Raw genomic sequence first — 10695 nt, forward strand, 5'->3', positions numbered from 1 at the left:
GAGCGGTGATGGCCGGAGTGTCACAATCGTGGGGCCGCTACGTAGGCGAGCGGGCGCCGAGCGTCGCCGACGGCTGGAGCCTCACCCGCCTGACGCCGCCGAGCCGGCTCTTCGGTGCGAACGGCCTGCGCACCGGCCCGGACGGCCGCATCTACATCGCCCAGGTGACCGGCAGCCAGATCAGCGCGTTCGACCCGGCGACCGGTCGGCTGGACGTCGTCAGCGCCAAGGGCGGCGACATCATCGCGCCCGACGACGTGGCCTTCGACCCCGACGGCAACCTGTTCGCGACCGAGGTCATGGACGGCCGGGTGAGCGTGCGCGATCCGGCCGGCCACACCCGGGTGCTGCGCGACGACGTGCCGTCGGCCAACGGCATCACGTTTTACCAAGACCGGCTCTTCATCGGCGAATGCCGCGACGGTGGCCGCCTGCTGGAGTTGGACCCGGCCGACGGTGCGGCGCGGGTGCTGCTCGACAACGCGCCGTCGCCCAACGCGATGGAGTTCGGGCCCGACGGCATGCTGTATTTCCCGCTGATGGGGGCCAACGAGATCTGGCGCATCGACCCCGGCGCCGGTCACCCCGAGCGGGTGGCCGGTGACCTGGGCGTTCCCGACGCGGTGAAGTTCGATTCCCGCGGGCGCATCGTGTCGACGCAGGTGCACAGCGGCCAGGTGCTGCGCATCGACCCCCGCAGCGGCGACCGGACCGTGCTGGCCACGCTCAACCCCGGCCTGGACAACCTCACGTTCGTCGGTGAGCGCCTGTTCGTCTCGAACTTCACCGGCGAGATCACCGAGATCCTCGGCGACGGCCGTACCCAGACCGCGCTGCCGGGCGGACTGAACTGGCCGCTGGACCTGGCGGTCGGCGCTGACGGCAACCTCTACATCGCCGACGGGACGTACTTTTATGTGCTGCTGCCCGACGGCACGATGCGGACCGCCGGAATGCTGTTCAGCCCGGGCTATCCGGGCTTCCTGCGGGGGCTGGCCGCCCTGGCCGGCGGCGAGTTCCTCGTGACCACATCCAACGGGCAGGTGGCCCGCTACCGGCCGGCCGGCAGTGAAAGCGAGGTGTTGGCAGAGGGTTTCGATCAGCTCTACGGGATCGCGGTCGCCCCGGGGGGTGCCGTGGTCGCGGCGGAACTGGGCGCGGGGCGGGTGGTGTCCATCCGGTCCGGCGCGGTCGAGGTGGTCGCGACCGGGCTCAGCGAGCCGGTGGGGGTGGCCGTCACGCCCGGTGGCGGATGCCTGGTTTCCGAGGCGGGTGCCGGGCGGGTGGCCCGACTGGACGGCCCGGGCGGCACGGTATGCGACGGCCTGCAGCGGCCCCAGGGCATCCTGGTGCGCGACGGGCAGCTGTATGTGGTGGACGCCGGCGCCAAGGAGTTGGTCGCCGTCGACCTGGACAACGGCGCGCGCCGCACCATCGCCTCGGGCCTGCCGGTGGGTGCGCCGCCCGGCGTGACGCCCAAGCCGCTGCGCGGCATGCCGCCCTTCTCCGGGCCGCAGGGCCCGTTCGCCGGCATCGCCGCCGGGCCGGACGGCACGCTGTACGTCTCGGCGGATGCCGACGGCAGCGTGCTGGCATTGCGGCGGGAATCCGAAGGGGCGAGATGACCGAAGCCAGAGTCGTCGACCACCGGTACCTGCAGGTCGCCCGCGCGTTGCGGAAAGAGATCGTGGAGGGCGTCTATCCGGTGGGCTCGCAATTGCCGACCGAACACGAACTGTGTGAGCGATTTGCGGTGAGCCGCTACACCATTCGCGAGGCGCTGCGGCGCCTGCGCGAGGACAATCTGGTGTCGTCGCGCCCACGGACCGGAACCCTCGTGGTGCCGCGGCCGTCGGCCGACTCCTACGTCCAGCACGTCATGTCGATCAATGACCTGCTGGCGTTCGCGACGGACACCCGATTCGCCATCGAATCGGTCGCCATGATCACCATCGACGACGAACTGGCCGACCGGACCGGGCTGACGACCGGCGAACAATGGCTGACCGTGCGCGGCTTCCGACGGGCCGTCACGACCGAGTCACCCGGGTCCGCGCTGTGCCGCACCGAGTACTACATCAACCGCGCGTTCGCCGGGGTCGGCCGGTTGCTGCAGCGCCACGAGGGCCCCATCTTCCCGCTGATCGAGGACCTGTTCGGCCTCAGCATCGTCGAGGTCCAGCAGGAGATCGCCGCGGTGGTCATCTCCGGAGACCTGGCGGCCGGCCTCGAGATCGATTCGGGGACACCGGCATTGCAGGTGCAACGGACCTACACGACCTCCGACGGGCAGGTCGCCCAGGTCACCATCAACACCCATCCCGCGTCGCGCTTCCGGCACTCGATGACGATGCGCCGCGTTCGTGGCTAAGCTGCCGCAATGGCATCCACCCGGAAGCTGATCGGGGGGCGGCGGGTTCGGTGGGACGACGAACACGCCGCCGAGGCATACGCGCGCGGTTGGTGGGTCGCCGGCACGCTGGCCGACGCGCTGCGCGAGGCCGCCGAGCGCACGCCGCGACGGGTGGCGGTGGTCGACGGGGACCGGCGGCTGGATTGCCTGAGCCTGTACCAGCAGGCGACGGCGCTGGCGCACGCGCTGCACGCGCGGATCCCGCCGGGCAGCGTGGTGTCGTTCATGCTGCCCAACTGGCACGAGGCCGCCGTGATCTACCTGGGCAGCACGCTGGCGGGGATGGTGGCCAACCCCATCCTGCCGTCCATGCGCGACCGGGAACTTCGGTTCGTCCTGGAAGACGCCGACAGCCGAATGATCTTTGCCCCAGCGCAGTTCGGTCGTCACGATTTTGCCGCGATGCTGGGCCGGGTGACCGCGCAGCTGGAGTCGCCGCCCGAGGTCGTACTCGTCCGGGGGGACGCGGACGGGCAGAGCGTGCCCTTCTCCTCGCTGATCGAGGAGCGGGCGTCGCGCGCGGCGCTGCCGACGCTGAATCCCGATGCCGTCCGCATGATCCTCTACACGTCGGGTACCACGGGACGGCCGAAAGGCGTTCTGCACAGCCATAACTCGATCCACGCACTGATTCGCCAGCTCGGTGAGCACTGGCTCGTCGAGCCGGGCGACGCGTTCCTGGTCGCGTCGCCGATCGCGCACATCGGCGGTTCCATCTATGCCTTCGAATGCCCGCTGCTGCTGGGCACGACCGCGGTTTTGATGGACCGGTGGGACGGTGACGACGCCGTCGCACTCATGCAGGCCGAGCGGTGCACACACATCGCCGGGGCGACACCGTTCCTGGAACACATGCTGGCCGCCGCGGAGCGCGCCGGCACCCGGCTGCCGGATCTCAAGCTGTTCGTCTGCGGCGGGGCGTCGGTGGCGCCCGCGCTGATCCGCAGGGCCGCGGCCTTTTTCGAGTCGGCGGTCGTCACCCGCGTGTACGGATCGACGGAAGTGCCCGTCACCACGGTCGGGTCGTTCCGGGACATCGATCACGCAGCCGACACCGACGGTCGCGTCGGCCTGGCCGAGGTCAAGCTGGTCGGTGGGGAGATCCACGCGCGCGGGCCGCAGATGCTGACCGGCTACCACCACCTTGAGGACGAGGCGGACGCCTTCGACGATGAGGGCTTCTTTCGCACCGGAGACTTGGGGCGCTGGCTCGACGATGACTACCTGGTCGTCACCGGACGCGCCAAGGACATCATCATCCGCAACGGTGAGAACATCTCGCCGAAGGAAGTCGAGGACATCCTCGCCGGCCACCCCGGCATCGCGGAGATCGCCATCGTCGGACTGCCCGACGACCGGACCGGGGAACGGGCCTGCGCCGTCGTGGTTCCCGCGGGCGGTCCCGGCCTGGATGTGGCCAGCCTGCGTGGCTTCCTGGAAGAGTCGGGGCTGGCGCGGTTCAAAGCCCCTGAGCAGCTGGTGCTTTGGGATGTGCTGCCCAAGAACGACGCGGGAAAGATATTGAAGCATCAGATCAAGGCGGCGCTGATGAAGGCGGAGCAATGACATGCAGGTAGCGGTGGTGACCGGGGCGAGCGGCGGGATCGGCTTCGGTTGCGCGGCCAAGCTCGCCGAGGCCGGCATGGCGGTCGTGGCGACCGGGAGAAGCGACGAGAAGCTCGCCGAACTGGCGCGCCACATCGGCGACGCCGACCGGGTGGCGACGGTAGCCGTCGATCTCACCGACGACGATGCACCCAAGCGGATCACCGACACGGCCCTGGACAGGTGGGGTCACATCGACTTCCTGATCAACATCGCGGGGATAGGCAGCCCGAAGCCGGTGCACGAGACGGACGACGAATCGCTGGACCATTTCCTCGGTTTGATGCTGCGGGCCCCGTTCCGACTCATCCGGGAGGTGTTGCCGCACATGCCCCCGGGATCGGCGATCATCAACGTCACGTCGACCTTCGCCGTGGTCGGCGGCCTGCGCGGCGGTGCGTACTCGGCGGCCAAGGGCGGCCTCACGGCGCTGACCACCCACATCGCCTGCCAGTACGGGGCGCAGGGGATACGCTGTAATGCGGTGGCGCCCGGGGTGATTCAGACCCCGATGACCGAGCATCGCCTGCACGACGAGCGGTTCCGGCGCATCAACACCGAGATGACACCGCATCAGCGGCTGGGAACGGTCGACGACGTGGCGAGCACGGTGGCGTTTTTGTGCTCGCCCGGCGGGGCATTCATCAACGGCCAGACGATCGTTGTCGACGGCGGGTGGAGTTCGACGAAGTATCTCTCGGAGTCGGCGCTGACGTCGGAGTGGAAGCCGCGCTGATCAGCCCGTCTCGAAGTGGCGGCGGATGCCGGCCAGCATCTCGATGTGCGCCTTGACGGCCTCGCGCGTCGTCATCGGGGCCAGCGGCCGGGGCGCCGCTATCCGAATCCGCTCTCTGACACGGGTACCCGCCGCGGTCGGCTCGAAGCTCACCGTCCCGCGCAGGTGAACGCCCGGGGACTGGTCGGCCTCGGTCAGCACGTCGCCCACCGCCGGCACCCGCAGCCGAGCGCGGTAGGTGATGGTCATCGTGAACGGCCCCAACGGGATTCGGTCCCGAACCCGATAGCTGTGCACCACACCGTCCGCGGTTTCGTTGCGCGACAACGTCTCCACGGACACGATCAGCGGGTGGACGAGCTTGATGTTGTCCAGGTCCACGTAGAAGTCACGAACCTCGCCAGGGGGCCCGGGCACGTCCTCGGTCAGCGTGCGCTCGGCGTGGGCGACCCACCAGCTCATGCGGAGAACTCCGCGAGGAATTCGGCCGTGCGCCACCAGATCAGCACGGCGAACGCCCCCAGCACCAGCAGTGTGACCGCCGCCTGGATCATGTTGCGGCGCTCCCGTGGCGGGTAGACGTAGGCCGCGGCGACCAGTCCGCCCGTGACCAGCCCACCCACGTGCGCCTGCCAGCTGACGCGTTGCGAGCTGAACAACGGCACCAGGAGGTTGAAGACGAGGTTGATCGCGATCACCGCCACCACCCAGCGGACGTCGGCGGCCAGCCTCTTGCCCACCACGAAGGTGGCGCCGAACAGGCCGAAGATGGCACCCGAGGCACCCGCCGTCGCCGTGTCGAGCGGCGAGATCAGGTAGACCAGCACCGAACCGCCCAGCCCACTCAGCGCGTAGAGCCCACCGAAACGCATTCGGCCCAAACACATTTCGAGGGGCGGGCCCACCACATACAGCGCCCACATGTTGAACAGCAGATGCGTGGCCCCGTAGTGCAGGAACGCCGAGGTCACCAACCGGTAGAACTGGCCGTCGGCGACCGCCGGCGGCCACAACGCGAGCTCCTTTTCCAGATTCCCCGAGGCCATCTGCAGCACGAACGCCGCCACGTTGACCGCGATCAGGGCGTACGTGATCACCGGCGTGGCCGACCGCAGCCGCCCGCCGAACCGGGTCCGCGGCTGCCGAATGGTCCGGGCGCCCGCCCGGACGCACTCCACGCACTGCTGACCGACGGCGGCGTCGCGCATGCAGTCCCCGCAGATGTAGCGCTCGCAACGGTTGCAGCGCACGTATGTCGGCCGGCCCGGATGCCGATAGCAACTCGGGGCCGCGGGCGGCGAATCCGGCGGGCTGGGTGCGCTCATCGCCCCATTGTCGCCCGCACCGCCGGGAGGGGCGCGGCGCTTTGGCAAAGCTGTTTTGCGGCTCGCCACTCGCCTACTGTGTTGTGCGTGGAGTCGACGTGACCACCGGAGTGGTCGAGCGCTACCTGGACTGCCTGGCCGCACACGACTGGGACGGCCTCGCCACGACGATCGCCGACGAAGGCCTGACCCGCGAGGGGCCGTTCTGCGACGTCGTCGAGGGCAAGCAGCACTACGTCGCCTACCTGCGCAAGGTCCTCACCAACTTGGACGGTCACCGGCTGGATGTGCAGCGGGTTTCGCACGTGAACGCCCGCCTGTCCTACGTGGAGCTGACGGAGTCGTTCGAGATCGACGGGGTCACCAAGCGGTGGCCGGAATGCATTCTGTTCGAGCGGGGCGACGACGGGCTGATCGCGCGCGTCAGTGTGTTCTTCAAGCAGCCCGCGGCGCAGTGAATCGTAACGGTGGCAGGCAGACTATTCCCTCGCCCACGGAATTGACCTAGCGTGTGATGGGTGGAATCAAACGGAAGCCCTGAATTGGTGCCCGTCGAAACATTGCACTCAGGTGATCCCATCATGGATTGCGGTCAGCGGTACATAGTCCTCGAGTCCAAGGCCGTCGGCGACAGCTGCGTCGTCCTCGAGCTCGAGTCCAGGGTGGACCACCAACTGCAGGTCATCGAGAAGTCGTTCCCGGCCGGGTACCACGTCAACAGGGCGAACCACCGAATTCTATAGACCGAATTTACTCAGCCGAATATTGCGCGAGTAGCCGGTGGACGGCTACCGCGCATTCGTGTTATTCAGGCTGAAACGCGAATTGCGGTCGGCTGGAATTAGCCGCCGCGCGGCGGCCGCGGGTCGTTGGGATTGTCCGGATCGGGGTCACCGAACCACCGCGACGGTGCACGCTCGCCGTATGCGTCGTGCCATTCCCACCACTCGTACGGCGCGGTTTGCGGGTAACCGTCCGGCGAGTCCTCCCAGTTCTCCTGGCGCCCGAGCGCCGTCATGTCGAGGTAACTCCAGGTGTTGCCCATCACCTCGTCGCCGCGGTTGTTGATGAAGTAGGTCCGGAACACGCGGTCACCGTCATGGATGAACGCGTTGGTGCCGTGCCATTCGTCCACGCCGAAGTCGGCATCGAAATCGTCGGTGAGCGTGTACCACGGCATGTGCCAACCCATCCGCGCCTTCAGCCGCGCGATGTCGGCCTGGGCTGCCCGCGAAGCGAACACCAGGGTGGTGTCCCGAGCGTTCAGGTGGGCGAGGTGCCCGACGTGGTCGGCCATCATCGAGCAGCCGCGGCAGGCATGGTCGGGCCAGCCGTCCACCCCCGGCTCGAAGAATGCGCGGTACACGATCAGCTGACGCCGGCCCGCGAAGAGGCCCAGCAGGTTGACCCGGCCCTCGGGCCCCTCGAACGCGTAGTCCTTATCGACGGCCAGCCAGGGCATCCGCCGGCGGGCCGCCGCCAGGGCGTCGTGGGCCCGCAGGACTTCCTTCTCCTTCACCAGCAGTTGTTCGCGCGCGGCCGCCCAGTCCCGCGCCGACACGATGGGGGGTGTGTTCATTGCGTTGTCCTCCTTAGGGTTTCGAGGTTCTCAGGCCACCGCCGACAGGCCGGTCGTAGTGAGCAGGTACGCGTCGCCGCTGCCACGACCTTCGGTGGCGATCGCCAGGACGGATTCGCCCACCTGTTCCGCGGTGAGCGCGGGTCCGCCGGCCCGCACGAACGACTCGACGTCGACCCCTTGCCGTTCGGCGTACGCCGCGACGGCCCTGGCGCCGAGACCGGTGGCGGGTGTCAGCCGCGGCAGGACGGATACGAAGCGGATCCCCAGGCCGGACCGCTCCGATTCGGCGGCGGCGTAGCTGGCAATGAACCTGACCGTGGCCTTGGCCCCCGCGTAACCCCCGCTCAGCGGCGACCCGGCCACGGCGGCGCCGCTGGACACGGCGATCACCGAACTGCCCGGCGCGAGCGGGCGCCGCAGCGCGTAGCGGATCCAGTGAAACGCTTGCGCGACATCCACATTCCAGTTCTGGCTGAAGCTGTGCCAGCTCTGGTCCTGCAGTGGGCTCATCTGCGGCGTCGCCCCGGCGCACAGGACCAGCGTGCGCGGCCGGTACTCGTCGATGAGCCGCTGCGCCGTCGCCGGGTCGGCGGCGTCGGCGACCACCGGAAGGAAGCCACCGCCCAACTCGTCGCGCACCTCGTTCAGCCCGGGCCCGTTGCGCGCAACGCCGACCACCTCGGCGCCGGCCACCGCCAGGGCGCCGGCGATGGCGCGGCCGAATCCGCGGCTCGCCCCGGTCACGATCGCCCTGGTGCCGGCCAGCCCATCGGCTGTGAGTGGCTCGTTCATGTTCTTCCTCGCTCTCATCGAATGTGCGTCCACAAGTTGAGAGACGTCGCCGCACCGAAATTCATCGCTCGCGGACCGATGAATTTCCCCGGTCCGCCGTCTCTGTACTGGAGTAGCGTTCGGTCGCAGCCGAGACAGGAGAAGCCATGCCGGCGAAAGAGGACTTCATCGCGCAGGCGGCGCCGTTTCGGGCAGAGCTGATCGCGCACTGTTACCGCATGCTCGGGTCGGTGCACGACGCCGAGGACCTCGTGCAGGAGACGTATCTCAACGGCTGGCGCGGCTACCAGGCGTTCGAGGAACGCGCCGCGCTGCGAACCTGGCTGTACCGGATCGCGACGACGGCCTGCCTGCGGGCGCTGCAGAACCGCGCCCGCCGCGTGCTGCCGGCCGGGTTGGGTGACGGATCGACCGACCCGGACGCCAGCCTCGACGCGGTCGGCGGTGCGCACGAATGGCTGGAGCCCATCCCCGACTCGCTGATGTTCACGCCGGAGGACAACGTCACCGCGCGGGAAAGCCTGCGGCTGGCCGTGATGACGGCCCTGCAGGAGCTCCCGGCCCGCCAGCGAGCGGTGCTCATCCTGCGCGACGTCGTGCAGTTCAGTGCCGCCGAGGTTGCCGAGCTGCTCGAAACGACACCGGCCGCCGTCAACAGCTCGCTGCAGCGGGCGCGGGCGCGGCTCGCCGAGCTCTCCCCCGCCGAGGAAAGCCTGTCCGAACCCGATGACGCCGCGCGCCGTGAACTCCTCGACCGATATTGCGCGGCATTCGAAAACGCCGATATGGCCGCCCTCACCGCGTTGCTGCAAGCGGATGTGAAACTCGAAATGCCGCCGCTGCCCGTGTGGTTCGCCGGGCGCGACCCGGTGCTGCGGTTCCTCGCCGCGCGTGCTTTCGCCAAGGCCGGTGATGTCGCGATGATCCCGACCGCCGCGAACGCACAACCCGCCGTCGCCGAGTACCGCCGCGGCCCGGACGGGACGATGCGGGCCCATTCCATCCACGTCCTCACCGCGGGCGCCGCCGGCATCGCCACCATCACCGTCTTCCTGGACCCCGGCCTGTTCAGCAGGTTTGGTTTTCCGGCGAGCCGGTAACCTGTCCGCAGGGGAAGCGACTGCACCACCGGTCACCGAAGGAAGGCACGACCCACCGGCGTCACCGCTGTCGTCGCACGTCCACCGTCGCAAATGTGGACAGGCCCCCAACCCCCCAGGATCATTAGGCGCGGTAGAGGTAATCGAAGGGTGACCGAGTGAGGATTCCGGGCGTTGCCAGCCTCGTTGCCGGCATGACCGACGGGGCCGCGCAGGTGGTGCGGGCCGGCGTGGCCACCGCGGCCGGGGCCGCGGACGCTCTGCAGGCGTTGACCAACCCGGTCGCCGAACTCGCGGTCCCGGTTGTGCAGTCGATGGCCCAGACGACGGGCCGGGCCGTCGGATTGACCGGTTCCACCAACGGTTCCGGGCCCCGCGTCACCCCGCCGGTCCGTTGGCAGAGCGGGCGGCGCGTGCATCTGGACCTGGACCCGTTACTGCCGTTCCCGGACTGGCACGAGCACGCGCCGGCGGTCGAGGAGCCGGTCCGCCGGATTCCGGGAGTGGCCTCGGCCCACGTCGAGGGCGCCCTCGGCCGGCTGGTGGTCGAATTCGAGAACGAACCCGATGGCGATGCCGTGCTGGACCGGGTTCGCGAGACGATCTGCCGCGTCGCGGCGGACTTGACCTTGGTCGCCCCCAAGGAGGCATCCCGGACCGCGCCGTTCGCCGACCCCGGAAATCCGTTGGCGATCCTGGTCCCGTTCAGCGCCGCGGCCATGGACGTGGCGGCCATCGGCGCCGCGGTGACCGGCTGGTTGGGCCGCCTCCCCGTCGCGCCGCGAAGCGCCCGCGCCGCCGCCGCGCTGCTGAATCATCAGCCGCGGGTGGTTGCCGTGCTGGAGTCGCGCCTGGGTCGCGTCGGCACCGACATCGCCCTTAGCGCGTCGACCGCACTGGCCAACGGGCTGACGCAGGCGGTCGGCACGCCGCTGCTGGACCTGGCACAACGCAGCCTGCAGGTCTCCGAGGCCGCGGCGCACCGTCAGCGATGGCGGGACCGCGAACCGGAGCTGGCCTCACCCGACCGGCCGCAGGCTCCGGTGGTTCCGATCATTTCCTCGGCCGGCCCCAAATCGCAAGCACCACGGCACAATTGGGCCGCGGCCGCGGCCGGTGAGGTTTCCCACGTGGTGGTGGGC

At 69.3% G+C, this 10695-nt stretch carries 10 protein-coding genes and 2 pseudogenes; 8 read left to right on the plus strand and 4 right to left on the minus strand.

What is annotated here, in order from left to right; genetic code table 11:
• Nucleotides 1–8 precede the first annotated feature (8 nt).
• The 4 genes from A5711_RS12715 to A5711_RS12730 are packed head-to-tail and all read left to right on the plus strand — an operon-like array spanning nucleotide 9 to nucleotide 4754.
• Nucleotides 9–1625, plus strand: a complete 1617-nt coding sequence (locus A5711_RS12715; RefSeq protein ID WP_067946931.1) for an SMP-30/gluconolactonase/LRE family protein — start codon at nucleotides 9–11, stop codon at nucleotides 1623–1625.
• The gene (locus A5711_RS12720; RefSeq protein ID WP_067946933.1) at nucleotides 1622–2371 is read left to right on the plus strand and encodes a GntR family transcriptional regulator; all 750 of its coding nucleotides are present in this window, start codon (nucleotides 1622–1624) and stop codon (nucleotides 2369–2371) included. The genes A5711_RS12715 and A5711_RS12720 overlap by 4 nt, the downstream gene beginning before the upstream one ends.
• Before the next feature lie 9 nt (nucleotides 2372–2380).
• Nucleotides 2381–3979 (plus strand): AMP-binding protein, encoded by a 1599-nt coding sequence (locus A5711_RS12725; protein ID WP_067946935.1) that lies wholly within the window; start codon nucleotides 2381–2383, stop codon nucleotides 3977–3979.
• A 1-nt stretch (nucleotide 3980) separates the two neighbouring features.
• Entirely contained in the window at nucleotides 3981–4754 is a 774-nt protein-coding gene (locus A5711_RS12730) for an SDR family NAD(P)-dependent oxidoreductase (RefSeq protein WP_067946937.1), read from the plus strand.
• Here A5711_RS12730 and A5711_RS12735 read toward each other — a convergent pair whose 3' ends face one another.
• Together A5711_RS12735 and A5711_RS12740 are read right to left on the minus strand one after the other, a co-directional pair.
• The gene (locus A5711_RS12735) at nucleotides 4755–5216 is read right to left on the minus strand and encodes an SRPBCC family protein (RefSeq protein WP_067946939.1); all 462 of its coding nucleotides are present in this window, start codon (nucleotides 5214–5216) and stop codon (nucleotides 4755–4757) included.
• Nucleotides 5213–6079 carry a rhomboid family intramembrane serine protease gene (locus tag A5711_RS12740; protein WP_067946941.1) on the minus strand — a complete coding sequence of 289 codons (867 nt, stop codon included), beginning with the start codon at nucleotides 6077–6079 and terminating at the stop codon, nucleotides 5213–5215. Before A5711_RS12740 ends, A5711_RS12735 begins: the two co-directional genes overlap by 4 nt.
• A gap of 98 nt (nucleotides 6080–6177) precedes the next feature.
• Between A5711_RS12740 and A5711_RS12745 the strand changes: the two genes are divergently transcribed.
• Nucleotides 6178–6537 carry a nuclear transport factor 2 family protein gene (locus A5711_RS12745; protein ID WP_082953284.1) on the plus strand — a complete coding sequence of 120 codons (360 nt, stop codon included), beginning with the start codon at nucleotides 6178–6180 and terminating at the stop codon, nucleotides 6535–6537.
• 60 nt (nucleotides 6538–6597) lie between these two features.
• Complete coding sequence (locus A5711_RS27590; protein WP_007167137.1) at nucleotides 6598–6822, plus strand: hypothetical protein; 225 nt, start codon at nucleotides 6598–6600, stop codon at nucleotides 6820–6822.
• 98 nt (nucleotides 6823–6920) lie between these two features.
• Here A5711_RS27590 and A5711_RS12755 read toward each other — a convergent pair whose 3' ends face one another.
• Both A5711_RS12755 and A5711_RS12760 read right to left on the minus strand, forming a co-directional pair.
• Nucleotides 6921–7658: a DUF899 domain-containing protein gene (locus tag A5711_RS12755; protein WP_067946945.1), complete on the minus strand. Its 738-nt coding sequence runs from the start codon at nucleotides 7656–7658 to the stop codon at nucleotides 6921–6923.
• A gap of 30 nt (nucleotides 7659–7688) precedes the next feature.
• Nucleotides 7689–8453, minus strand: a complete 765-nt coding sequence (locus tag A5711_RS12760) for an SDR family oxidoreductase (protein ID WP_067946947.1) — start codon at nucleotides 8451–8453, stop codon at nucleotides 7689–7691.
• A 119-nt stretch (nucleotides 8454–8572) separates the two neighbouring features.
• Between A5711_RS12760 and A5711_RS12765 the strand changes: the two are divergent.
• Together A5711_RS12765 and A5711_RS12770 are read left to right on the plus strand one after the other, a co-directional pair.
• Nucleotides 8573–9553, plus strand: a pseudogene (locus A5711_RS12765) (sigma-70 family RNA polymerase sigma factor); the annotation flags it as partial.
• A 158-nt stretch (nucleotides 9554–9711) separates the two neighbouring features.
• Nucleotides 9712–10695 (plus strand): annotated as a pseudogene (locus A5711_RS12770) (cation-translocating P-type ATPase); the annotation flags it as partial.

This window comes from Mycobacterium sp. E2238 (assembly GCF_001672665.1).
Lineage (GTDB): Bacteria > Actinomycetota > Actinomycetes > Mycobacteriales > Mycobacteriaceae > Mycobacterium.